Raw genomic sequence first — 23,654 nt, 5'->3', positions numbered from 1 at the left:
TCGTCTCATTGTTGTGCCTCAACAATAAGTCGAAACGCTTTAGCTTTTGCGGCCCGCTTTCTCGGCAATGCCGGAGGTGCCTTCGCGGCGCGCCAGTTCGGCCAGCACATCCGCCAGGGGCACGTCACGAGAGGCAAGTACAACCAGCAGGTGGTAAAGCACGTCGGCGGCCTCAAAGGTCAGGTTCTCGCGGTCATTTTTCACCGCTGCAATGATGGCTTCCACCGCTTCTTCGCCAAATTTCTCGGCGCATTTTTCCGGGCCTTTGGACAAGAGCTTGGCAGTCCAGCTGCTGTCGGGATCGGCGGTTTTGCGTGCGTCGATGGTGGCGGCGAGTTGATCGAGAACGTTCATGACAGCCTCATGGGGATGCCCGCGGCGGCCATGTGTTCCTTGGCCTCGCGGATGGTGTAGTCACCGAAGTGAAAGATCGAAGCGGCCAGCACCGCGCTGGCCCCACCCTTGGTCACGCCGTCGACAAGGTGGTCCAGATTGCCCACGCCGCCCGAGGCGATCACGGGCACATGCACGGCATCTGAAATGGCCCGCGTGAGTGGCAGGTTGAAGCCCGCGCGGGTGCCGTCACGGTCCATCGAGGTCAGAAGGATCTCGCCGGCTCCTTTGGTTTCCATCAACTTGGCGAATTCAACGGCGTCAATCGGATTGCCGTCTGCGTCCAGTGCGGCTTTGCGCCCGCCATGGGTGAAGATTCCCCATTTGTTGGGGGTACCATCCGCATCATGGCCAATGGTTTTCGCGTCGATGGCAACGACGATGCATTGGCTGCCAAAGCGGTCTGCCGAGCGGGCAATCACGTCCGGGTCGGCCACGGCGGCAGAGTTGAAGCTGACCTTGTCAGCACCTGCCAAAAGCAGGTCACGCACATCTTCGGGCGCGCGCACCCCACCGCCGATGGTCAGCGGCATGAAACATTGTTCGGCCGTGCGCGTGGCCAGATCGAACATGGTGCCGCGGTTTTCATGGGTGGCCTTGATGTCGAGGAAACACAGCTCGTCCGCCCCGGCGGCGTCATAGGCACGCGCCTGTTCCACCGGGTCGCCCGCGTCGATCAGATCGACGAAGTTGACGCCTTTCACCGTGCGGCCTTCGGCCACGTCGAGACAGGGGATGATGCGGGTTTTCAGCATTGGGGCCTCGGTTGTTGGACGGGGTCGTGTCTACTGTGCTTGGGGCGCGGGTGCAATCGGCGCGCGGGCTATGCGGCGCATGGCATCGCGCACGATCAGGATGTGAAATGGCATGACCACGGCCAGATAGATATAGCCGGCCAGATTGTGGCGGTGCACCCAAGTGGCCATGTGGATCGTATCATCCGCCTTAAAGACCGAAATGCGGAAATCCTGATGCCAGTCATCCGTGCCGACAATGACCTCGTTCTCATCCTCAAATTCGAGCGGGAAGATGCTGTCCACATACCCTTTGTCGATCCGGGTTTTGAACCCGAAAGGAGACAGAATGCGGTTGCGAATTTTCAGAAGCGTCATGGCCCATGACGGTAGCGCCAGTCCAATTTGCAGCGCCTCCTGCGCGCTGAGCGGACTTGTCACGGCATAGCCGTCGATAAAGTCACCTTTGGTGAAACGCTCCCACAGCTTTGAGGTGCGGGGCAGCGAGGTCGTGCGGACCCGGCCCATCTTACGCGCTTTTCAGGACGCCAAGCGCCTCATTCAAATCAATCGCGCCGTCATAAAGCGCCCGGCCCGAGATGGCACCATCCAGAGGCGCACCACAGGACTTCAGCGCGCGCAGATCATCCAGCGAGCTGACGCCGCCGCTGGCGATCACCGGGATCGAGACCGCGCGGGCCAGATCGGCGGTCGCCTCGACATTGGGCCCCTGCATCGCGCCGTCGCGGTTGATATCCGTGTAGATGATGGCGGCCACGCCCGCGTCCTCGAAGGATTTGGCAAGATCGGTGACCATCACATCGGTCTCTTCCGCCCAGCCTTTGGTGGCGACACGCCCGTCACGCGCATCAATGCCCACGGCGACCTTGCCGGGGAAGGCGCGGGCAGCTTCGCGCACCAGATCAGGGTTTTCCACCGCCACGGTGCCAAGGATCACGCGGGACAGGCCCTTTTCGATCCAGCCTTCGATCGTGGCCATATCGCGAATGCCGCCGCCCAGTTGGGCGGGCACGTCGATGGCGTTCAGAATGGCCTCGACCGCGCCGCCGTTCACCGGCTCGCCTGCGAAAGCACCGTTCAGGTCGACCAGGTGAATCCACTCGCAACCTGCATCCTGAAACGCGCGCGCCTGCGCGGCGGGGTCGTCGTTAAACACGGTTGCCGCGTCCATCTCGCCGCGCAACAGGCGCACGCATTGGCCGTCTTTCAGGTCGATGGCGGGATAAAGGATCATGGCAGGTGCTCCGGCTTATATGTTTGTCAGGCCGCTTTTGGCACGGACGCGGGCAGGCGGCAAGAGATGGCTCCAGCTACGTCACACTTGCCAGCAGGCCGGGCCGGGCGGCAGGATGCATGAAAACGGGAGGAAAACATGAAACGAGTTCTAACAGCGGCTGCGCTGGTGGTTGGTTTGGCCGGGGCCGCGTCGGCTGATCCGGTTATGGGTGTGTGGAAGACACAGGTGGATGACGGGGCCTATGCCCATGTCACATTCTCGAAATGTGGCGCGGCGCTTTGTGGTGCAATCTCGCGCACGTTCAATGCATCGGGTGAATACAAATCCGAAAACATCGGCAAAAAGCTGGTGTGGGACATGAGCCCAAATGGCGGTGGCAAATACTCAGGGGGCAAGATTTGGCAGCCCTCGACCGGCAAGGTTTACAAATCCAAGATGACTCTGAGCGGATCGACCCTGAAGGTTGCAGGCTGTGTTGGCCCGATCTGCAAGAAACAAACATGGTCACGCGTGAAGTAACCAGTGCTCCATAAGCGAAAAGGGCGCCCGTCGAGGCGCCCTTTTTTATGGTGTCCAGCTCAGGAAGTTCGCGATCATCCTAAGCCCCGCCGCCTGGCTTTTTTCCGGGTGGAACTGCATGCCGATCATGTTGTCACGGCCCACAATGGCGGTGATGTCGCCCGCGTAGTCGCAATGGGCCAAACGGTCGGCAGGGTGGTCCACGACAAAGTGGTAGGAGTGCACGAAATAGGCGTGGTCGCCCGTTGTCACGCCATCAAGCACAGGGTGGGTGCTGTCGATCACCAGATCGTTCCAGCCCATATGCGGGACCTTCAGGGCCGGGTCAGCGGGGGTGATCTTGCGCACATGCCCCTTGATCCAGTCAAACCCCTCTGTGTCCTGATATTCGTGGCTTACGGTGGCGAGCATTTGCATGCCCACGCAGATGCCCATGAAAGGGCGGCCCTGACGGATCACCGCCTCTTCCAGCGCTTCATAGATGCCGCGATGGTCGGACAGTTGCTGGCGGCAAGCGGGGAAGGCCCCGTCGCCGGGCAGCACAATCCGGTCGGCGCGGGTCACGTCTTCAGGCTTGGTGGATACGATCACGTCACCTGCATTCGTCTCAGCCGCCATGCGCTGAAACGCTTTTTCGGCCGAGTGCAGGTTGCCGCTGTCATAGTCGATGATCACGGTCAGCATGTTGGTCTCCGGGTCGGGTGTGCTTTACAGAGCACCCTTGGTCGAGGGGATGTCCTCCGCTTTGCGCGGATCAGTTTCAACAGCCAAGCGCAGGGCACGGGCCACGGCCTTGAAGGCGGCCTCGGCCACGTGGTGGGCATTGAAGCCGTGGATCTGGTCGATATGCAGCGTGATGCCGCCATGGGTCGCCAAAGCCTGAAAGAACTCGCGCACCAGCTCGGTGTCGAAGGTGCCGATCTTCGGGGCCGCGAAGTCCACATTCCAAATCAGGTAGGGGCGGGCGGACAGGTCCAGCGCCGCGCGCACCTGCGCGTCATCCATCGGCAGGTGGCATTCGCCATAGCGACGGATGCCCTTCTTGTCGCCAAGCGCCTCGACCAGCGCCTGCCCGATCGCAATGCCGGTATCCTCGACCGTGTGGTGGTCGTCGATATGCAGATCACCCTCGGCGCGGATCGTCATGTCGATCAGCGAGTGGCGCGACAACTGGTCCAGCATGTGGTCAAAAAAGCCCACGCCGGTCTGGTTGTCATACTGTCCGGTCCCGTCGAGGTTCAGCTCGACCGAGATGGCGGTTTCAGCGGTTTTACGAGTGATCTGGGCGCGCCGCATCGGGTCATCCTTCTTTTGTCTCGGCCCCTTATAGGCGGGCTGGGCAGTATGGGAAAGATGGCAATGCAAGCCGGGCGGCAGCTGTGGCCGCGCAGCCCCGCGCACGCGATTGGACACATGGGTGCGCGCGCGGGATGCGATAATCGGCCCCGTTTGGGGGCAGAAAGGTGTCAGGCGGCCTGCGACGTCATGAATTCACGCGGGCAGAGCGTCAGAAGATGGCTCAGATCTTCGCGCCCCATATAGGTCATGAACCCTTTGAGCGGCGCGTTTGACCCTTTGGCAAACCATGACAGGGCGCCCGGATCCGTGTGCATATAGCCTTCGCGCTCGGCCAGTCCGCGGAAGGCGTATTTCTCGGGCATGAAACCAAAGATGAAATCCGGCGACCAGCGCAGCACACATGTGGCCAGTGCAAACCGGGCCAGCATGCCGGGCAAGCCGGTGCCGCGATAACGATCATCGCCGCGCACCCAAAGTTCGCCGTGATAACAGGTTTTGCCGGCAATCCGCCGCGCGCCGGGGCCGGGCTGATAGTTGCTGCGCGCCATGTCCAGATCCAGCCCGGTGGGGGGGAAAGCCTGGAAGTTTCGGGTCAGATAGTCTGACAGGACCGCCCCTTGCAGATCGAACAAACGCATGGCTTGCGTGTGCACCAATTCACCATTTTCGTTCCATCCGGCAATCCAGAAACCATTGTCTTCGGACATCTGGTGCAATTTTGGATTGAATGGGTCCCCAAGGGGTTGATGTGTGCGATGCTCTTCGATATATTTCCCGTAAAGGTTGAAATCCGACCCCATTTCGATCATCAAGCCTTTGTCATTGGCCATGTCGAGAATAGCGGTCACATATTGTGCTCCGGTGAATGTGTCGTGGATGGTCATAATCATCTCCCATGCGTCCGATTGTCCATGGGATAGCTTAACCTATGCGCGAATTATTTCGAACGGAATCGACGTTTTGGCGCGATAATTAGAATTTTAATGATCTACCGTGCCAGCCTCGCACCGATTTCAAGCAGACAAGCAGGGTTGAAGGGGGCAGGGTTCATGTGCGCCAACGCGCTGGGTGCACAGGGCGCATGCAGGACGTGTCACCAAGGTGATCGCCTCAAAGCTCTGGCGGCACCACGCGCATGGTCAGCTCTTCAGGCATCGAACAGCGCACATCATCCGGCAGATCGTTGATCTCTACGTTGCGGGTCCGGTCAATCAATGTGGCCAGAGCAAATTCCCCATCGGCAAAACGACAGGCCATCGCAAGGCGCTGGTAACTGATGGGGGTCAACTGGTCATCAGGACCATGGGCGATGCGCGTGTGAATGTGATCCAGCCGGATCGATCGCGTGGTTGAGATGTCATGGAAGGGCTGTGCCAGCAGATTGGCAAATCCCGGACCGCCGGGCAGGCTTCCAACGCCCTTACCGACCGAGGAGCGGTATTTCTCCCACCCAAACCACGTGGCGAAAGACGACTTTTCACCCACTTCCGTGCAGATCCAGTCCCCGTTTTCGTCATTGAACCGAAACACCATCAGATAGGGGCGCAGCAACGAAAAGCTCTCGCTTTCCAAATCTCCTTCGCTGCGCGCCCAGGCGTGAAAGCCAAATTTCAGCAAATCCGAGCCCTTGTCCCATATTGCCGTCAAGGGATGTTGTTGCAGGTAATAGGGCACGGGCCCCAGTTGCAGACCCAAATAGTAAAGGTCGTTGATATGTTTGCTTTCATTATGCAGCCAGGCCTCGCCCCGCGCGATCAGCTCTTCGGCCTCGCGCAGTGAATTGCGGCCTGTTTCGGTCAGCTTGTAGCTTCGGTTTTCCAAGGTGAAGAGCGGGCTGCCTTTGTACTCTTCCAAAAGCGCAATATGGCGCCGCACGGTCTGGCGCGTGCTTTTCAGGTCGCTGACCGTCTGAGACAGGTTCAATGTGCGCGCCAAAGATGCGAATGAGCGCAGCATCTCGTAAAGCAATGCAGGGCTGTCGCGATGGGACATTTTTATACCCGTGCCTCCAAATTAACCGCTTTCATGGCGCGGCTTCACCAGAATACAGACAGACTATTTGCAAAAAAATCCTTTTTACAAGCAGCTTTAGGTTGTCGGGTAAAAAAATCACCCATCATGTGATAGTTTATTTACCCATCCTGTTCAAAGCTAACCAATTGGGCTTGAGTGCAATTCCTGCCACTCTCGCTATACGGGTAACAACAATTGGTGAAAAAGATGGTTCATCCAGTGGATGTCCATGTGGGCAAGAAAATCAGGGAAGTTCGGCTTTTGCGCGGCATGACACAGGTGATCGTTGCAGATCAACTTGGGCTGTCCTTCCAACAACTGCAGAAATACGAAACGGGGTATAACCGCGTTTCAGCCAGCAAAATGTTCGAGATTGCGCGTCTGCTCAAAGTAGAGCCGGGGTATTTCTTTGATGGCCTGCCACGTGAGGGCAGTGACGCTGCCGCCAACGGGGCGTTGGATGAACGCACGGCAAAAGCGGCGCAGGCATTGTCATCCATCGCCGATGAGAAAGTGCGCAATCAAATACACTCGATGATTCACGAGCTTGCCGAACGCGCGGCGAGCTAAAGCGTCTCGGATTAAACTTGAGGCTCATGTTTGTTCCGAAATGCTCCAGCTGGGCTTTTGACGGTTCAAAGGTCTGTCGCCCGCGCCCCGCAAATGCGAGGGGTGAATAAAGCGTTTCGAGATTAACTTGAGACACAAGTTGATTTCGAAACGCCCACAACATTGGTAGGTTCCGCGCGTTTCGTCTCATTGTTGTGCCTCAACAATAAGTCGAAACGCTTTAACGGGTTTGCGAAGGATGTGCGGCCGTGGGGACGGTTGCGACGACATCATGCTCGGGCGACAAGGAAAAGGGGCGGTGTTGACCGTCCCTTTTTCATTTGCGGACGTCACGAACCTGTGGGCGGATCATGTTCCAAGCCGTGCAATTGGTGGCCGTGCATGGCGTGATACGGGTGTCTTCGGGCTCTTATGAGCCTGATCTGACACACATGATCTGAAAATATCCGGAGGGTCCCATTTGGAGCGGGCGAGGCGATTCGAACGCCCGACCCTAACCTTGGCAAGGTTATGCTCTACCCCTGAGCTACGCCCGCTTCCTATGGTTTGTCTGGCGGGTGACCAGACCGGGTATCCGATTGGAGCGGGCGAGGCGATTCGAACGCCCGACCCTAACCTTGGCAAGGTTATGCTCTACCCCTGAGCTACGCCCGCTTCCTTCGGTGAGGGGGATATAGCGACATGGGATGGGGGCCGCAAGAGGGTTTTGCCCGCTTTTCCAAAGAATTTCGCGCAAGCCTCAAAGCAATGCGTGACCGATCAGCCCGATCGCTGAAATGGCGATGGCAGCAAAGGTCATCAGCATGCCTGCGCGCCGCGCCAGAAAGTTCATTGGGCGGCGAATGAACGCATAGGCGTGCAGCAAACGGCCCAGCACAATCAATGCGGCAAGGGCCACTGTCACGCCCTGTGGCGTCCCGGAAAGCTCGACCAAAAGCAAAAGCAGCAGGCTGATGGGGGCGTATTCCGCGCAATTGGCATGGGCGCGCATCCGGTAAAGCAGCGCCTTGTCGTCACCATCCCCCACGCTCACCCGTTTGGAAATGCGCAAGGCAACCACGCGGGTGGACAGCCAGATATAAAGCAGCCCGATCAGGGCGGCGGCAACGGATGTGATGGTGATACTCATGGAAACTCCCCTGTCAGGCCGGCGGTTGCCGACCCGACAAGGGATAGTCGTTTATTCCAGTTCGACCAAGAGGTCCTTGGCGTCAATCTGGCCGCCAGCCTGGATGTGCAGCGCGGCCACAACCGCGTCGCGTTCGGCGTGAATGCCCGTTTCCATCTTCATCGCTTCGATGGTCAAAAGCAGATCGCCTTCTTTCACCTGCTGCCCGGCGGCCACCGCGACAGAGGCCACCACGCCGGGCATCGGGGCGCCCACGTGGTTGGGGTTGCCGTCCTCGGCCTTTGGGCGCGCTTGGGTGGCGGATTTCACCAACCGGTTCGGCACGCGGATGGTGCGCGGCTGACCGTTCAGCTCAAAGAACACCTTCACTTCGCCGTTCTCGTCGGTTTCACCCAAGGCCTGCAGGCGAATTTCCAACGTCTTGCCCGGATCAATCTCGGCGGTGATCTCTTCGCCCGGCTCCATACCGTAAAAGAAGGTCTTGGTGGGCAGGCTGCGCACTGGGCCATAGGTCCGGTGGCGGCCCATATAGTCCAAAAACACCTTCGGATACATCAGGTAGCCGTTCAGATCCTCGTCATCGACCTTGAAGCCTTCCAGCTCCTTGGACAGCTCGGCGCGGGTGGCCTCCAGGTCAACCGGCTCCAGATGCGCGCCGGGGCGTTTCAGGTTCGGTTTCTCGTCCTTGAGCACCTTCTTGATGATCGACTTGGGGAAGCCGCCGGGCGGTTGGCCCAGATTGCCGCGCATCATATCGACCACGCTGTCAGGGAAGGCCACATCGGTCTTGGGGTCCTCGACCTCGGCACGGGTCAGTCCCTGGCTGACCATCATCAGCGCCATGTCGCCCACGACCTTGGATGAGGGCGTCACCTTCACGATGTCGCCAAACATCTGGTTCACATCCGCATAGCTCTGCGCCACGTCCGGCCATTTCTCTTCCAGCCCCAACGAACGCGCCTGCGCCTTGAGGTTGGTAAACTGGCCGCCGGGCATCTCGTGCAGGTAAACTTCGGAGGCAGGCGCCTCGAGACCGCTTTCAAACGCCGCATATTGGTGACGCACGCCTTCCCAATAATTCGAAACCTCGCGGATCGCGCCAATATCCAGCCTGGTGTCGCGGTCGGTGTTGCGCAGCGCCTCGACCACCGAACCCAGACAGGCCTGCGATGTGCCGCCCGAGAAGGCGTCCATCGCGGCGTCGACTGCATCCACACCGGCATCAGCGGCTGCCAGGATGGTCGCGCCAGCAATGCCGGATGTGTCATGGGTGTGGAAATGGATCGGCAAACCGACCTCTTCCTTCAACGCCTTGATCAGCACCCGCGCAGCGGCCGGTTTCAACAGACCCGCCATGTCTTTCAGGCCCAGAACATGCGCGCCTGCGGCCTCCAGCTCTTTGGCCATGCCGACATAGTATTTCAGGTCATATTTGGCCCGGTCGGGGTTCAGAATGTCGCCGGTGTAGCAAACAGTGCCCTCGACGACCTTGCCCGCAGCCCCAACGGCATCCATTGCGACACGCATGTTTTCGACCCAGTTGAGTGAATCAAACACGCGGAATACGTCCACGCCGGATTTTGCCGCCTGCGCCACAAAGGCCTGCACCACGTTGTCGGGATAGTTGGTGTATCCCACCCCGTTTGATGCGCGCAGCAGCATTTGAGTCATCACGTTGGGCATCGCGCTGCGAAGATCGCGCAGGCGTTGCCACGGGCATTCCTGCAAGAAGCGATAGGCCACGTCAAAGGTCGCACCCCCCCAGCATTCGACACTGAAGAGCTGCGGCAGATTGGCGGCATAGGCCGGCGCCACCTTGATCATGTCAATCGAGCGCATGCGGGTTGCCAGAAGCGACTGGTGTCCGTCGCGCATGGTGGTGTCGGTGATCAGAAGCTGGCTTTGCGCCTTCATCCAATCGGCCACGGCCTGCGGCCCTTCGGCCTCTAGCAACGTACGTGTGCCCGCCGCCGGCTCTGCACGCAGGGCAGGGGGCTTGGGGGTCTTCAGGTCAGCGGGCGGGGCCGGGCGATCTGCTGTTTCCGGGTGCCCGTTCACGGTGATATCCGCGATATAGGTCAGAACCTTCGTGCCCCGGTCGCGACGCTTCTTGAACTGGAACAGCTCGGGCGTCTCGTCGATGAACTTGGTGGTGTATTGGTTGTTCAGGAAGGTCGGGTGCTTCAGAAGGTTTTCGACAAACGCAATATTGGTCGACACACCACGCACACGAAACTCGCGCAGCGCCCGGTCCATGCGTGCGATCGCGGCCTCTGGCGTTTGCGCCCAGGCGGTGACCTTGGTCAGAAGGCTGTCGTAATAGCGCGTGATCACCCCGCCCGCGTAAGCGGTGCCGCCATCCAGACGGATGCCCATGCCGGTGGCCGAGCGGTAGGCGGTGATGCGGCCATAGTCAGGGATGAAGTTGTTTTGCGGGTCTTCCGTGGTCACGCGGGTCTGCAACGCATGGCCGTTCAGACGGATGTCATACTGGCTGGCCTTGCCTGTCGCTTCGGCCAGTGATTTGCCCTCGGCGATCAGGATTTGCGCCTGCACGATGTCGATACCGGTGACCTCTTCCGTCACGGTGTGTTCGACCTGAACGCGGGGGTTCACCTCGATGAAATAGAACTTGCCCGTTTCCATATCCATCAGGAATTCGACAGTGCCCGCGCATTCGTAGTTCACGTGAGAGCAGATTTTGCGGCCCAACTCGCAGATCTCTTCGCGCTGGGCCTCAGAGAGATAAGGCGCGGGCGCGCGTTCGACGACTTTCTGGTTGCGGCGCTGGACCGAGCAGTCACGTTCATAGAGGTGATAGATGTTGCCGTGGCTGTCGCCAAGAATCTGCACCTCGACATGGCGGGCGCGGGTGATCATCTTTTCCAGATAGCCCTCGCCATTGCCAAAGGCGGCTTCCGCCTCGCGGCGGCCTTCCAGCACTTTCTCTTCAACCTCGTCTTCGCCAAAGATCGGGCGCATGCCGCGCCCGCCGCCACCCCAGCTGGCTTTCAGCATCAGGGGATAGCCAATCTCGGCGGCTTCGGATTTGATCGCGCCCATGTCATCGCCCAGCACCTCGGTGGCGGGAATGACGGGCACACCGGCGGCAATGGCGACCTTGCGGGCCGATGCCTTGTCGCCAAGGGCGCGCATGGTTTCCGCCTTGGGGCCGATGAAGGTGATGCCGTTGGCGGCACAGGCGTCCACGAAATCTGGGTTTTCTGAGAGGAGCCCGTAACCGGGATGGATTGCATCTGCGCCGCATTCCTTTGCGACCCGGATGATCTCGTCAATCGACAGATAGGCTGCGACCGGACCCATGCCTTCGCCGATCCGGTAGGCCTCGTCGGCTTTGAACCGGTGCAGGCCCAGCTTGTCTTCTTCGGCATAGACCGCCACGGTCTTTTTGCCCATTTCGTTTGCGGCCCGCATCACGCGGATTGCAATCTCGCCCCGGTTGGCAATCAGGATTTTCTGAAAGTCGCGCATCAGGTTTCCCCCCCGTTTCGGCATGTCCCTTAGCTGGAATTGCCAAAGTCGTAGGGTGTGCCGCGCTGCAGCGCAATAGTTTTTGAAAGGATTTCGCAAGGTTTAGCGCTAAATTGGTAAAATCATTTTACCAATGCGGGCACACCTTCTCAGTTGGGCTTCGAAAGAAGCCCCCCCGGCTGGCGTGTGATTCGCCCTTCAAGCTCCAGCGTCACAAGCTCCGGCAGGATGTCTTGCGATCTGGCGCCATGTTGATCCCCCATGTCGCGGATCAATTGATCCTCGGCCAGCGGGCTGGGGCCAAGCCGCGACAGAATATGCCGGTGCAGCTGTGCGGTTTCGGCCAGGGTTCTTTTTTCCGGCGGGGCGGGGGGAATGTCGTCAACACAAACGTCAGAAACGGGTGAATTTGCGTCATCTGGCAGGCCATTTGCCGCTGTACGCGCAGGGCCAATCGCCTCGATCACGTCATCCGCGCCACGCACAAGCGCCGCGCCATCACGGATCAGGAAGTTACAGCCGGTTGCGCGGGCGTCAAACGGGTGGCCGGGAACCGCCAGCACGTCGCGCCCCTGATCCAGCGCATTTCTGGCGGTCAGCAAAGAGCCGGATTTCGCGGCGGCTTCGACCACCACAACGGCCCGCGCCAGACCTGAAATAAGGCGATTGCGGCGCGGGAAATGGCGCGCCTGAGGGGAAAGCCCGATGGGTTGTTCCGACAATCGCAGCCCGTCGCGGGCGATCTCTTCGGCAAGCACGGTGTTTTCCTTGGGATAGATGACATCCACACCACCGGCCAGCACCGCCACGGTTTTGCCGCGTGCCAGGGCTTCGGTATGGGCGACCGTGTCGATGCCGCGCGCCAATCCGGACACAACGGTGAACCCTGCGTCCGACAGCTCGCCGGCCAGTTTGCGGGCCATGCGTGTGCCGATGGAGGACGCATTGCGTGCCCCGATCAGGGCAACCATGGGGCTGTGAAGCAACGCCTGATCGCCAATGGTCCAGAAAAAGGGCGGCGGGTCCGGGATTTCGGAAAGCAGCTCGGGATAGGCCTTGGTGCCCCAGGCAACCATCTTGGCGCCCGCCATCTGAGCGCGTTCATATTCGGCTTCGGCCACGGCCAGCGGACAGGGGGCGTAGTCTTTCACCCCAGCGACGCGCGCCACTTCGGGCAGCGCCTCAAGGGCGGCCTGCGCGCTGCCATGTTCGTTCATAAGTCTGAAAAATGTGGTCACACCAACGCGGCGTGATCGCAAGAGACGGATCCAAGCCAGCTTGTCTTCCACAGTTTGGGGTGAGGGGGTGGGGTGGAGGGAAGGGATTAGATCCGATTGCATGGTTGATTCCGTCTCTTACCGGTTAACCATGCGATGGAAATGGTTAACGTACTCCTAACGGATGTGTTTTTCAGCCCCTTGCATGGCCCGCCCCGCCCTTACGCCGCCCTCACGCCGCTGATCCGCCAACAGTCAATCCGCCAATCAGCAAAGAGGGCTGGCCCACACCCACCGGCACGGATTGTCCTGATTTCCCGCATGTGCCAACACCCGGATCAAGCGCCATATCGTTGCCGATAGCGCGGATCTGCTTCATCGCTTGCGGACCATCCCCGATCAGAGTGGCGCCTTTCACGGGCGCACCAACCTTGCCGCCCTCGACACGGTAGGCTTCTGTGCAGGAAAAGACGAATTTGCCGTTGGTGATGTCCACCTGACCGCCGCCGAACCCGACAGCATAGATGCCGTCCTTCAACGCGCCCAGCACCTCTTCGGGTGTAGAGTCGCCGCTTTCCATGATGGTGTTGGTCATGCGCGGCATCGGCGCATGCGCATAGCTTTGGCGCCGTCCGTTGCCCGTGGGTTGAACCCCCATCAGCCGCGCGTTCTGGCGGTCCTGCATGTAGCCGACCAACACGCCGTCCTCGATCAACACGGCCCGGCCCGAGGGTGTGCCTTCGTCATCCACGGTGATCGATCCGCGCCGGTCGGGCAGGGTGCCGTCATCGACAACGGTCACGCCTTTGGCCGCGACCTGCTGGCCGACAAGGCCCGAGAAGGCCGAGGAGCCCTTGCGGTTGAAGTCACCTTCCAGCCCGTGACCGACGGCCTCGTGCAGCAGAATGCCGGGCCAACCATTGCCAAGCACCACGTCCATCACGCCAGCGGGCGCAGGCACCGCGTCGAGGTTCACCAAAGCGATGCGAAGGGCTTCGCGCGCGGTGCTTTGCCAGTGCGACGCCTCCATCAACCCGGTCAGGCCGGCGCGCCCGCCCCCACCCGCCGAGCCGCTTTCGCGCCGCCCGTCTTTCTCGACGATCACCGAGACATTCAGACGGGTCATCGGGCGGGTATCAGAGACCAGCTGCCCATCGGGGCGCAGGATATGCACCTCTTGCAAAGACGCCGCGATGGTGGCCGAGACCTGCACCACACGCGCATCCAGATCACGCGTGAAGGCGTCGATCTCGCGCAGGGTTTCAACCTTCAGGCCAAAGCCCGCATCCGCCATCGGATCGGCATCCGTATATAGCTTGCGATTGGTGTGGGCGGGCGCATCAGCCCAGGTGCCGCCGCCATCGCCCACGGCCAGCCGCGCGGTGGCGGCGGCACGTTTAAGTGCGGCTTCGCTGATCTCGGTCGAATGCGCATAGCCGGTGGTTTCGCCCTTCACGGCGCGCAACCCGAACCCTTCCGATGCGTCATAGCTTGCGTTTTTCAGCCGCCCATCATCAAAGACCAGCGCCTCGGATCGCATGCGCTCAAAAAACAACTCGCCATCATCCGCGCCACGCGTCGCCTCGGTCAAAATGCCGGTCGCAGTGTCCCGGTCCAGCTGGGTTTCAAAAGGGCGAAAAGGGGTGGTCTCGGTCATCGGGGCCTCGGATTAGCGCTAACCGCCGGGATTTGCGGTTTTGTTCATTAACTTGCGAAGGTTTTTTCTTGTTCCCAGCCTCTTAATATGGTTTTTCAGGAGTGAGAAACAAGGGATTCCCGCGCCCCCATGCGCGGGAGAGGTTAGAGCGGGATGAAGCCTGATCCGGGAAGAGCCGGGGTCGGGCCGCGCCGCACAGGGAAGAGAAAGACGAATATGATGCGTTTCAGCAGCCTTTTCGCCACTGCTACAGCAATGATGACCGCAGGCGCCGCTATGGCACAAGAGAACCTGGAAGTGATCGGTAAGCCGGTCGACGGCGCCATCGGGTTCCAGCCCGCAGCCACCAACATTGCCGAGGCCGCACAGGGGCTGGACGGGCTGATCAACGTGATCATCATCGCGATCTCGCTTTTCGTGACAGCGCTTTTGCTTTGGGTGATCGTGCGCCACAACCGCCGCGCCAACCCCGAGCCCGCGACCTTCTCGCACAATACGCCGATTGAAATCGCATGGACCCTGATCCCGGTTGTCATTCTGGTGTTCATCGGGGCCTTCTCGTTGCCGGTTCTGTTCCAGCAACAGGTGATCCCCAAGGGCGACGTTGTCATCAAGGTGACGGGCTACCAGTGGTACTGGGGCTATGAATATCCCGAGCACGAGTTTGGGTTCGACAGCTTCCTGCTGGATAAATCGGCTCTGGAAGAAAACGGATATGAGCAGAGCGACTATCTGCTGGCCACCGACACCGCTGTCGTGGTGCCGACCGGCAAGAAGGTTGTGATGCAGGTGACGGCTGCTGACGTGATCCACTCCTGGACCATCCCGGCCTTTGGCGTGAAGCAGGATGCTGTTCCCGGTCGTCTGGCCGAGCTGTGGTTCGAAGTCGACGAAGGCAAGGAAGGCATCTATTTCGGCCAGTGTTCGGAACTTTGCGGCAAGGACCATGCCTATATGCCGATCACCGTGAAAGCCGTAAGCCAGGCAGAGTATGACGCTTGGCTGAAAGGCGCGATCGAAGAATATGCCGGCAACGCGACCACCGCGCCGACCGTACAGATCGCCTCGGCCAACTGAACCGTGACCGGAGCGGCCCGGCCGCTTCGACCTGCAGCCGCCCCACAGGGGGCGGTTCGTGCAAGCAAAACGCATAGCCAGAGCTGAACCTGACATGAGCGACGCCAGCATACAAAGCACCAAGACCGACACCGGCGAGGCCGGGTTTGGCGATTATTTCGCGCTTCTGAAGCCGCGCGTCATGTCGTTGGTGGTGTTCACCGCCTTTGTTGGTCTGCTGGTGGCCCCCGTGGGTGTGAACCCGGTGGTTGGGCTGGCCTCGATCCTGTTCATCGCCGTGGGCGGCGGCGCTTCGGGCGCGCTGAACATGTGGTGGGACGCCGATATCGACCGCAAGATGAAGCGCACGCTCTCGCGCCCCATCCCGTCGGGCAAGGTGGAAGAGGGCGAGGCCTTCGCCATTGGTATCGCCCTGTCGGTGATGGCTGTGGTGATGCTGGGACTGGCTTCCAACTTCATGGCAGCAGCTTTGCTGGCCTTCACCATCTTCTTCTATGTCGTGATCTACACGATGTGGCTGAAACGCTGGACCCCGCAGAACATCGTGATCGGTGGCGCGGCGGGGGCCTTCCCTCCGATGATCGGTTGGGCTGTGGCCACTGGCGGGATCTCGATCGAAAGCGTGTTGATGTTCGCTTTGACCTTCGCGTGGACGCCGCCCCATTTCTGGGCGCTGGCTCTGTTCACCAAGGGGGACTATGCCAACGCGGGCGTGCCCATGCTGACCGTGACCCACGGTCGTAAAGCCACCCGAAACCATATTCTTGGCTATACGTTCGCGCTGGCCGCTGTCGCCATCGCGCTGGGCCTGACCTCGGTCGGTGGCCCCACCTATATGGTGATTGCGCTGGTGCTGAACGCCCTGTTCATCAAAGGCGCGTGGGACGTGTTCCGCCGCACGGATGCAGACAGCGAAGCAGACAGCCACAAGGCGGAACGCGGCTTGTTTAAGCTGTCACTGGCCTACCTGTTTTTGCACTACGGCGCGCTTCTGATTGAAGCCTCGCTGAAACCCTTTGGTCTGGGAGGCTGGGGCTGATGGCGATCAAGGCAGAGCATGAAATGCATCAGCGCCGCTTGTCGCGCAATGTCGGGCTGGGTGTCGTATTGGTGGGCTTTGTGGCCCTTGTCTACGGGCTGACCGTGGCCAAGGTTGGCGAGCTCTATCAGCCGGAAGCAAACCCCGCCGCAACAACTGAGGCCAGCGAATGAGCCTGACCCAGCACCATAAAACAGCGGCCAAGATGGTCGGCGTGGTGATCCTGATGGGATCGCTCAGCTGGGCGGCTGTGCCGTTTTATGACTGGTTCTGCCGGGTGACGGGCTTTGGCGGCGTGACAGGCGTGGCTGAACAGGCTTCGGACGTGGTGTTGGACCGCAAGGTTCTGGTGCGCTTTGACGCCTCGAAAGAACGCGGCATGCCGTGGGAGTTCAAACCCGTCCAGCACGAGATGGAAATCCGTCTGGGCGAAACCGGTCTGGCCTTTTACGAGGCCTATAACCCCACAGACCGCCCCGTGGCCGGCACCGCCAGCTACAATGTCGCCCCCTTCTCGGCGGGTGGCTTTTTCACCAAGATTGACTGCTTCTGCTTTGAACAGCAGGTGCTGCAACCGGGCGAACGTGTGACCATGCCGGTCACCTTCTACGTGGACCCCGAAATCATCGAGGACCGTGAGGCCAAATATGTGAATGCAATCACATTGTCCTACACGTTCCATGAAACCGAATTGCCGGACGAGGTGGCGCAGCTTGCGCCCGCCGCGACGGCCGTGAATAACTGACGCCAGAAGAACAGGGACTAGACGCTTATGGCACATGCAAAAAACCACGATTATCACATTCTTCCGCCTTCGGTGAACCCGTTCCTGGGTGCCGTGGCGGGTTTCGTCATGCTGTTTGGCGCCGTTCAGTGGATGGCCAATGGCACACCTTGGATGTTCTTTGCCGGTCTGGCCGGCGTTCTTTACGTCATGTTCGCCTGGTGGTCGGACGTGGTGCATGAAGGCGAAACCGGCGACCACACATCGGTTGTGAAAATCGGCCTGCGCTATGGCGTGATCCTGTTCATCATGTCCGAGGTGATGTTCTTCGTCACATGGTTCTGGTCCTTCTTCAAACACGCCATGTACCCGATGACCGAAGGTTCGCCCGCTATTGATGGCGTCTGGCCCCCCGCGGGCATCGAGACCTTTGACCCCTGGCACCTGCCGCTGATCAACACGCTGATCCTGCTTTTGTCGGGCTGCGCCGTGACCTGGGCTCACCACGCGATTGCCCATGAGAACAACCGCAAGGATCTGGTCTGGGGTCTGGCCCTGTCGGTGATCCTGGGTGTTATTTTCACCGGTTTTCAGGCCTATGAATATAGCCACGCAGCCTTTGACTTCGCAGGCAACATCTATGGTGTGAACTTCTTCATGGCGACGGGCTTTCACGGCTTCCACGTGATCGTCGGCACCATCTTCCTGTTCATCTGCCTTTTGCGCGCGATGAAGGGTCACTTCACCCCGGAAAGCCATGTCGGTTTCGAAGCGGCGGCCTGGTACTGGCACTTCGTTGACGTTGTCTGGCTGTTCCTCTTTGCAGCCGTTTACATCTGGGGCGGTTGAACCTGACCTGCGATTAGTCCTAATGAATGGGCGCGAGGGGAAACCTTCGCGCCTTTCTTCTTTCGGGTCCTCACATGCGCAACGCGATCACCATCTTTCTAAGCCTCGCCGTCCTGGCCCTGTTCATCGGGCTGGGCACATGGCAGGTGCAACGCCTTCAGTGGAAAGAGGGCGTGCTGGCCCAGATCGACGCCCGCATCGCGGCCGACCCGGTCGCGCTGCCACAAGCGCCCGACAAAGCGCGCGACACCTATCTGCCGGTCATGGTCGCGGGCCAGTTCGGCGGCGGCACCCTGCGCGTGCTGGTCTCGACCAAACAGGCGGGCGCGGGGTATCGCCTGATTTCACCCTTGCAGACCGATCAGGGCGCGATCCTGATCGACCGCGGTTTCATCCGTGTGGCGGATGAATTGCCACCGGTGCCCACTGGTCCGGTCACCATCGAAGGCAACCTGCATTGGCCGGACGACCGTCGCAGCTCGACCCCTGACAATGATGTGGCGGGCAACACGTGGTTCGCCCGCGACCTTGACCAGATGGCCGACACACTGAACACCAAGCCGCTTCTTGTCATCACCCGCCAGATGACTCCGCCCGAGGCGCGTGTTTTGCCGCTGCCTGTCACCTCCGAAGGTGTTCCCAACCGCCATCTTGAATATGCCGGCACATGGTTTTTACTGGCGCTGACATGGTCAGTGATGACACTCACCCTGCTTTGGCGTAAGAAGCGCCGAAACTCCTGAAGGACTCAAATTCGATGCGCTATATCTCGACCCGTGGTGACGCCCCTGTACTGAGCTTTGAAGAGGCCATGCTGACCGGCCTTGCGCGCGATGGTGGCCTCTATGTGCCCGAGACCATCCCGACCATGTCGAAGGATGAGATCGCAGCACTTGCAGGCCTGCCTTACGAGGAGATTGCCTTTCGCGTGATGCAGCCATTTGTGGGCGACAGCTTCACGGATGACGCGTTCAAAGAGATCATCGCCAAAGCTTATGAGGGTTTCGGTCACGACGCCCGCGCGCCTTTGGTACAGCTGGGGCCAAACCATTTTCTGCTGGAACTCTTCCACGGCCCGACGCTGGCCTTCAAAGATTTCGCAATGCAACTGATCGGTCAGCTTTTTCAAGCAGCACTCAGCCGTCGCGGCGAGAAGGTGACCATCGTGGGCGCAACCTCGGGCGATACCGGGTCGGCTGCCATTGAAGCCTTCAAGGGGCTGGATGCGGTGGATGTGTTCATCCTCTTCCCCCATGGTCGCGTGTCAGAGGTGCAGCGTCGCCAGATGACCACGCCGTCGGAATCGAACGTGCATGCGTTGGCCGTTGACGGGGATTTCGACGATTGTCAGGCCCGCCTCAAGGACATGTTCAACGACTTTGATTTCCGCGATGGCGTGAAACTGGCCGGTGTGAACTCGATCAACTGGGCGCGTGTTCTGGCGCAGGTGGTATATTACTTCTCGTCCGCCGTGTCGCTGGGCGCACCACATCGCAAGATCAGCTTCACCGTGCCCACCGGCAATTTCGGTGACATTTTCGCGGGCTATATCGCCAAGAAGATGGGCCTGCCCATCGACCAGCTGGTGATTGCTACGAACCAGAACGACATTCTGCACCGCACGATGGAAACGGGCGCCTATACCAAGGCGGGCGTCACGCCCTCGATCAGCCCGTCGATGGACATTCAGGTGTCGTCGAACTTTGAACGCGCGCTGTTTGATGCCTATGGTCGTGATGGCGCGGCGGTGGCCGGTCAGATGGATGACCTGAAAGACGGCGGCTTCTCGATCAGCCAGGGCGCGATGGAGTATCTGCGCGAGCAGTTCACCTCGGGTCGAGCCTCCGAAGATGAAACCATGGCGCAGATCAAGACAAGCTTTGCCACCACCGGCGAAGTGCTGTGTCCGCATTCCGCCGTGGGTGTGAAGGTTGCAAACGAACACTTGGGCGACAGCCCCATGGTCACGCTGGCCACCGCGCATCCCGCGAAATTCCCGGCAGCCGTGAAAGACGCCTGCGGGCAGGACGCGCCCTTGCCGCCCCATATGGCAGACCTGTTTGACCGAGACGAACGCATGACCCGCGTGGCCAATGATCTGGACGCGCTGAAAGCGTTGATCATGGAGCGCACCGGAAAGGCCACCCCTGCATGAGCGTGCGTCTGGACCAACTTCCCAACGGCGTGCGCGTCGTCACAGAACACATGCCGGGGCTGGAAAGCGCTGCCCTTGGCGTTTGGGTGATGGCCGGAGGGCGGCATGAGACACCGTCCCAAAACGGCATCGCTCATTTCCTTGAACATATGGCGTTCAAGGGCACGAAGAAGCGGTCCGCGCTGGAGATTGCCGAGGCGATCGAGGATGTGGGCGGTTATATCAACGCCTATACCTCGCGCGAGGTCACGGCCTACTACGTGCGCGTTTTGAAAGACGACGTGGCGCTGGGGCTTGATGTGATTTCCGACATCGTGCTGAACCCGGTTTTTGACGCGGGCGAGATCGAGACCGAGCGCGGCGTGATCTTGCAGGAAATCGGACAGGCACTGGATACCCCTGATGACGTGGTCTTTGACTGGCTGCAGGAAGCGGCCTTTCCCGACCAACCCATCGGGCGCACCATTCTGGGCCCAGCAGAGCGGGTGCAAAGTTTTGGTCGCGATGACCTGTCGGGTTTCGTCGACCAGCATTACGGCCCCGACCAGCTGATCCTGTCGGCCGCCGGCGCGGTGGATCATGACGAGGTGCTGCGACTGGCCGAGGCCGCTTTTGGCCATCTCAAATCCCGCGTGACCCCGGTGGCAGATATAGCGCGCTGGCATTCTGGCGCGCGGGTCGAGGTGAATGACACGCTCGAACAAGTGCATTTCACCCTTGGCTTCGAAGCGCCTTCTTACCGCGATGACGGGTTTTATGCGGCCCAGCTTTATTCTTCGGCATTGGGCGGCGGCATGTCCTCGCGCCTGTTCCAGGAGGTGCGTGAAAAACGCGGGCTGTGCTATTCGATCTTCTCGCAGCTGGGCGCCTATGACGACACCGGCATGATGACGCTTTATGCAGGCACCTCGGGCAATGACATCGCGGCCCTGTCGGCCCTTTGCATTGACGAGCTGAAACGCGCGGCATCTGACATGTCCGAGCGCGAGCTGGACCGCGCACGCACGCAGATGAAAGCCGGGCTGTTGATGGGGTTGGAAAGCCCCTCTGCGCGGGCCGAACGCATGGCGCGGCTTGTGGGTATCTGGGGACATGTGCCCAGCCTAAGCGAGACCATCGCCAAGATCGAAGCGGTCACACTGGGTGATCTGACGGCCTTTGGTGAAAGCCTGACCCGCGCACCGATGGCCATGGCCGTCTATGGCCCGGCCTCAAAAGCTGAAAGCCTGGAGGCATTGCTGGAAAGGCGTGCGGCCTGATGTTCTCGCGCCCCAGAAAGGTGCGCATTGAAACGGCGCGCATGACGCTGCGGCCGCCAAGCCATGGTGACTATCGCATGTGGGCCGCCCTGCGCATGGCCAGCCGCGACTTTCTAAGCCCATGGGAACCCAGCTGGGCCACCGATCACCTGACACGTAAGTCTTTCACAAATCGCGTTTACTGGGCCAATCGCTCGGTCGCTGGTGGCACCGCACTTCCACTTTTCATGTTTCGTCGCGAAGACGGCGCGCTTCTGGGGGCAATCACGCTGGACAATATTCGTCGTGGGCCGTCGCAAGCTGGCACCACCGGTTATTGGGTCGGCGAACGCTTCGCGCGCATGGGGTATATGCGCGAAGGGTTGGAAGCCTTGGTGCACTACGCCTTCAACGAGCTGGACCTGTCGCGGCTCGAGGCCGGGTGCCTGCCGGAAAACGCAGCCTCGCGTGGGGTTCTTGAAAAGGTCGGCTACAAATACGAAGGCGTGGCGCAGAGCTATTTGCAGATCAACGGACGCTGGCGCAATCATGTGCTCTATGCCAATCTGCGCTCAGATCGACGCGGGCGCACGCAGGCGGGGTGATCTTGGTTTCGCGGCCGATGCCCACCCGCGTCGGGTGGCGATCCCCGGTCGCGGTGGCTGCACGTGCCGCGTGGCTTTTGGATGTTTGAGACACGAAAAAGGGGACGGGTTTGACTTCAGCTGACGCAGCGTTTGAAGCCAAGTTGCGCGGGCTGTTGCCTGACGCGGCATTCCGCCCTTTGACGGCGTCCTATCTGGAAGAGCCGCGCGGGTTGTTTCAGGGCAAGGGCGGATTGCTGGTGGCGCCTGGATCCAGCGAAGAGGTGGCGGCTCTTTTGCGGGCCTGCCATGCGGGGGGCGTGCCCGTTGTGCCCTTTGGTGGCGGTACGGGGCTGGTTGGCGGGCAGGTGATGCCGGATGCAAACCCCGTGGTGCTAAGCCTTGAACGTATGACCCGCATCCGTGCGGTTCACCCGTCGGAAAACGTGATGATCGCCGAAGCCGGGGCCATTCTGGCCGATGTGCAGGACGCGGCGCGGGATGCGGGGCGGCTTTTTCCACTGTCTCTTGCTTCGGAAGGGTCGTGTCGGATCGGCGGCTGTCTGTCGACCAATGCGGGCGGGCTGAACGTGTTGCGCTATGGCACGGCGCGCGACCTGTGTCTTGGGGTCGAGGCCGTGTTGCCGGATGGTTCCGTGCATCACGGGTTGAAGCGCCTGCGCAAGGACAATACGGGCTATGATCTGCGTGGTCTTATGTGCGGGGCGGAAGGCACGTTGGGAGTGATCACGGCGGCAAGCCTGCGTTTGTTTGCCCGCCCCGAACGCACCGGTGTTGCGCTTTTGACTGTGTCCGACCCAACCGCCGCCCTGGCGCTTTTGTCCATGCTGCAGGGGCGCGTGGCGCAGGGTGTCAGCGCCTTTGAGCTGATCAAGGGCACCAGCCTTCACTTTCTGTCTGAAACAGGGTTGGGCGGGCCTCAGCCCTTTCGTGAAGCGCCTGACTGGTCGGTGCTGATCGAGCTGGGATTGGGGCGTGATCAGGATCCCGAGGCCGTGTTGCTTTCGCTGTTTGAAGAGGCACAGACACAGGGGATGTGCGCAGATGGCGTGATTGCGCAGTCAGAGGCGCAAAGTGCAGCCCTGTGGAAGCTGCGTGAAGAGATCCCGCTGGCCAACAGGGCAATCGGCGCGATCAGTTCGCATGATGTGTCGCTTCCATTGTCGGAAATCCCCACGTTCCTGACGCGGGCGGATGCGGCTTTGGCAGAGATCGCGCCGTTTCGCGTGAACGCTTTTGGGCATCTTGGGGACGGCAATCTGCACTACAACGTGTTTGCGCCAGAGGGCGCGTCTAAACGGGATTTCGTGGCAATGCGCGATGCCGTGCGGCGTTGTGTCTATGATCTGGTGCATGATCATGGGGGATCGTTCAGCGCAGAGCATGGGGTCGGGCGGATGAAAACCCATGAACTGGCGCAATATGGCGATCCTGCCCGCCTGACCGCGATGCGCGCGATCAAACAGGCGCTTGATCCCAAGGGGATCATGAACCCCGGCGTGATTTTCCCCACCTGACAGCCAGAGCTGACCGGTCAGGACTGCGCTGCAGGCCGGTCCGGGCGCCAAAGGCTCACGAAGTGAGCCACCAGATACCATGCAGGCTCAAAGCTTGCTTTGAGCCGCCGCCGCCCGGATCACAGGCAGCTGCCTCATGCTTTGAAACATGGCCTTAAACGGCATGACG

At 60.4% G+C, this 23,654-nt stretch carries 24 protein-coding genes and 2 tRNA genes; 12 read left to right on the top strand and 14 right to left on the bottom strand.

Features of this window, described 5'->3' with window-relative positions; genetic code table 11:
- Positions 1–39: 39 nt before the first annotated feature.
- Genes ACRY08_RS06145 through hisA form a run of 4 tightly spaced genes read right to left on the bottom strand, consistent with a single transcriptional unit; the run spans position 40 to position 2,382 of the window.
- Positions 40–354, bottom strand: coding sequence for a phosphoribosyl-ATP diphosphatase (locus ACRY08_RS06145; RefSeq protein ID WP_432449008.1), 315 nt, complete (start codon positions 352–354; stop codon positions 40–42).
- Positions 351–1,148 (bottom strand): imidazole glycerol phosphate synthase subunit HisF, encoded by a 798-nt coding sequence (gene hisF / locus ACRY08_RS06140; protein ID WP_432449007.1) that lies wholly within the window; start codon positions 1,146–1,148, stop codon positions 351–353. The genes ACRY08_RS06145 and hisF overlap by 4 nt, the downstream gene beginning before the upstream one ends.
- Before the next feature lie 30 nt (positions 1,149–1,178).
- The gene (locus ACRY08_RS06135) at positions 1,179–1,655 is read right to left on the bottom strand and encodes a DUF2867 domain-containing protein (RefSeq protein WP_432449006.1); all 477 of its coding nucleotides are present in this window, start codon (positions 1,653–1,655) and stop codon (positions 1,179–1,181) included.
- A gap of 1 nt (position 1,656) precedes the next feature.
- Complete coding sequence (gene hisA, locus ACRY08_RS06130; protein ID WP_432449005.1) at positions 1,657–2,382, bottom strand: 1-(5-phosphoribosyl)-5-[(5-phosphoribosylamino)methylideneamino]imidazole-4-carboxamide isomerase; 726 nt, start codon at positions 2,380–2,382, stop codon at positions 1,657–1,659.
- Positions 2,383–2,520: 138 nt separating this feature from the next.
- Between hisA and ACRY08_RS06125 the strand changes: the two genes are divergently transcribed.
- A complete protein-coding gene (locus ACRY08_RS06125; RefSeq protein ID WP_432449004.1) occupies positions 2,521–2,904 on the top strand; it encodes a DUF2147 domain-containing protein in 384 nt (127 codons plus the stop codon).
- A 45-nt stretch (positions 2,905–2,949) separates the two neighbouring features.
- On the opposite strand, the gene hisH is transcribed toward ACRY08_RS06125, so the two are convergent.
- The 4 genes from hisH to ACRY08_RS06105 all read right to left on the bottom strand — a co-directional run bounded on the left by hisH (position 2,950) and on the right by ACRY08_RS06105 (position 6,195).
- Positions 2,950–3,588, bottom strand: a complete 639-nt coding sequence (hisH, locus tag ACRY08_RS06120) for an imidazole glycerol phosphate synthase subunit HisH (protein ID WP_432449003.1) — start codon at positions 3,586–3,588, stop codon at positions 2,950–2,952.
- Positions 3,589–3,612: 24 nt separating this feature from the next.
- Positions 3,613–4,200: an imidazoleglycerol-phosphate dehydratase HisB gene (gene hisB, locus ACRY08_RS06115; protein ID WP_432449002.1), complete on the bottom strand. Its 588-nt coding sequence runs from the start codon at positions 4,198–4,200 to the stop codon at positions 3,613–3,615.
- A 170-nt stretch (positions 4,201–4,370) separates the two neighbouring features.
- Entirely contained in the window at positions 4,371–5,087 is a 717-nt protein-coding gene (locus ACRY08_RS06110; protein WP_432449001.1) for a hypothetical protein, read from the bottom strand.
- 226 nt (positions 5,088–5,313) lie between these two features.
- The gene (locus ACRY08_RS06105) at positions 5,314–6,195 is read right to left on the bottom strand and encodes a LysR family transcriptional regulator (protein ID WP_432448999.1); all 882 of its coding nucleotides are present in this window, start codon (positions 6,193–6,195) and stop codon (positions 5,314–5,316) included.
- 228 nt (positions 6,196–6,423) lie between these two features.
- Here ACRY08_RS06105 and ACRY08_RS06100 point away from each other — a divergent pair, with 228 nt between their 5' ends.
- Positions 6,424–6,786, top strand: coding sequence for a helix-turn-helix domain-containing protein (locus ACRY08_RS06100; RefSeq protein ID WP_432449609.1), 363 nt, complete (start codon positions 6,424–6,426; stop codon positions 6,784–6,786).
- A gap of 461 nt (positions 6,787–7,247) precedes the next feature.
- On the opposite strand, the gene ACRY08_RS06095 is transcribed toward ACRY08_RS06100, so the two are convergent.
- The 6 genes from ACRY08_RS06095 to tldD all read right to left on the bottom strand — a co-directional run bounded on the left by ACRY08_RS06095 (position 7,248) and on the right by tldD (position 14,281).
- Positions 7,248–7,322 (bottom strand) — tRNA-Gly (locus tag ACRY08_RS06095).
- A gap of 43 nt (positions 7,323–7,365) precedes the next feature.
- Positions 7,366–7,440, bottom strand: a tRNA-Gly gene (locus ACRY08_RS06090).
- Positions 7,441–7,525: 85 nt separating this feature from the next.
- Complete coding sequence (locus ACRY08_RS06085; RefSeq protein WP_432448998.1) at positions 7,526–7,915, bottom strand: MAPEG family protein; 390 nt, start codon at positions 7,913–7,915, stop codon at positions 7,526–7,528.
- 51 nt (positions 7,916–7,966) lie between these two features.
- Positions 7,967–11,407: a pyruvate carboxylase gene (locus tag ACRY08_RS06080; protein ID WP_432448997.1), complete on the bottom strand. Its 3,441-nt coding sequence runs from the start codon at positions 11,405–11,407 to the stop codon at positions 7,967–7,969.
- A 149-nt stretch (positions 11,408–11,556) separates the two neighbouring features.
- A complete protein-coding gene (gene dprA, locus ACRY08_RS06075; protein ID WP_432448996.1) occupies positions 11,557–12,747 on the bottom strand; it encodes a DNA-processing protein DprA in 1,191 nt (396 codons plus the stop codon).
- A 109-nt stretch (positions 12,748–12,856) separates the two neighbouring features.
- Positions 12,857–14,281: a metalloprotease TldD gene (gene tldD, locus ACRY08_RS06070; RefSeq protein WP_432448995.1), complete on the bottom strand. Its 1,425-nt coding sequence runs from the start codon at positions 14,279–14,281 to the stop codon at positions 12,857–12,859.
- A 219-nt stretch (positions 14,282–14,500) separates the two neighbouring features.
- On the opposite strand from tldD, the gene coxB reads away from it, so the two are divergent.
- The 10 genes from coxB (at position 14,501) to ACRY08_RS06020 (ending at position 23,485) form a co-directional block, all read left to right on the top strand.
- Positions 14,501–15,358, top strand: a complete 858-nt coding sequence (gene coxB / locus ACRY08_RS06065) for a cytochrome c oxidase subunit II (RefSeq protein ID WP_432448994.1) — start codon at positions 14,501–14,503, stop codon at positions 15,356–15,358.
- 94 nt (positions 15,359–15,452) lie between these two features.
- A complete protein-coding gene (gene cyoE / locus ACRY08_RS06060) occupies positions 15,453–16,397 on the top strand; it encodes a heme o synthase (RefSeq protein ID WP_432448993.1) in 945 nt (314 codons plus the stop codon).
- A complete protein-coding gene (locus ACRY08_RS06055) occupies positions 16,397–16,570 on the top strand; it encodes a hypothetical protein (RefSeq protein ID WP_432448992.1) in 174 nt (57 codons plus the stop codon). Before cyoE ends, ACRY08_RS06055 begins: the two co-directional genes overlap by 1 nt.
- Positions 16,567–17,142: a cytochrome c oxidase assembly protein gene (locus tag ACRY08_RS06050; RefSeq protein WP_432448991.1), complete on the top strand. Its 576-nt coding sequence runs from the start codon at positions 16,567–16,569 to the stop codon at positions 17,140–17,142. Before ACRY08_RS06055 ends, ACRY08_RS06050 begins: the two co-directional genes overlap by 4 nt.
- Positions 17,143–17,169: 27 nt before the next feature.
- Positions 17,170–17,970: a cytochrome c oxidase subunit 3 gene (locus ACRY08_RS06045; protein ID WP_432448990.1), complete on the top strand. Its 801-nt coding sequence runs from the start codon at positions 17,170–17,172 to the stop codon at positions 17,968–17,970.
- Positions 17,971–18,044: 74 nt separating this feature from the next.
- On the top strand, positions 18,045–18,713 hold the full coding sequence (locus tag ACRY08_RS06040) for an SURF1 family protein (RefSeq protein ID WP_432448989.1): 669 nt from the start codon (positions 18,045–18,047) through the stop codon (positions 18,711–18,713).
- Between the two features lie 14 nt (positions 18,714–18,727).
- Positions 18,728–20,125 (top strand): threonine synthase, encoded by a 1,398-nt coding sequence (thrC, locus tag ACRY08_RS06035; protein ID WP_432448988.1) that lies wholly within the window; start codon positions 18,728–18,730, stop codon positions 20,123–20,125.
- The gene (locus ACRY08_RS06030) at positions 20,122–21,384 is read left to right on the top strand and encodes a M16 family metallopeptidase (RefSeq protein WP_432448987.1); all 1,263 of its coding nucleotides are present in this window, start codon (positions 20,122–20,124) and stop codon (positions 21,382–21,384) included. The genes thrC and ACRY08_RS06030 overlap by 4 nt, the downstream gene beginning before the upstream one ends.
- Positions 21,384–21,968, top strand: coding sequence for a GNAT family N-acetyltransferase (locus ACRY08_RS06025; protein ID WP_432448986.1), 585 nt, complete (start codon positions 21,384–21,386; stop codon positions 21,966–21,968). Before ACRY08_RS06030 ends, ACRY08_RS06025 begins: the two co-directional genes overlap by 1 nt.
- A gap of 110 nt (positions 21,969–22,078) precedes the next feature.
- A complete protein-coding gene (locus tag ACRY08_RS06020) occupies positions 22,079–23,485 on the top strand; it encodes an FAD-binding oxidoreductase (protein WP_432448985.1) in 1,407 nt (468 codons plus the stop codon).
- Positions 23,486–23,654 lie beyond the last annotated feature (169 nt).

The sequence above is a fragment of the Aliiroseovarius marinus genome, from assembly GCF_050881025.1.
Classification (GTDB): domain Bacteria; phylum Pseudomonadota; class Alphaproteobacteria; order Rhodobacterales; family Rhodobacteraceae; genus Aliiroseovarius; species Aliiroseovarius marinus_A.
This window is presented reverse-complemented; position numbering and strand designations above follow the sequence as displayed.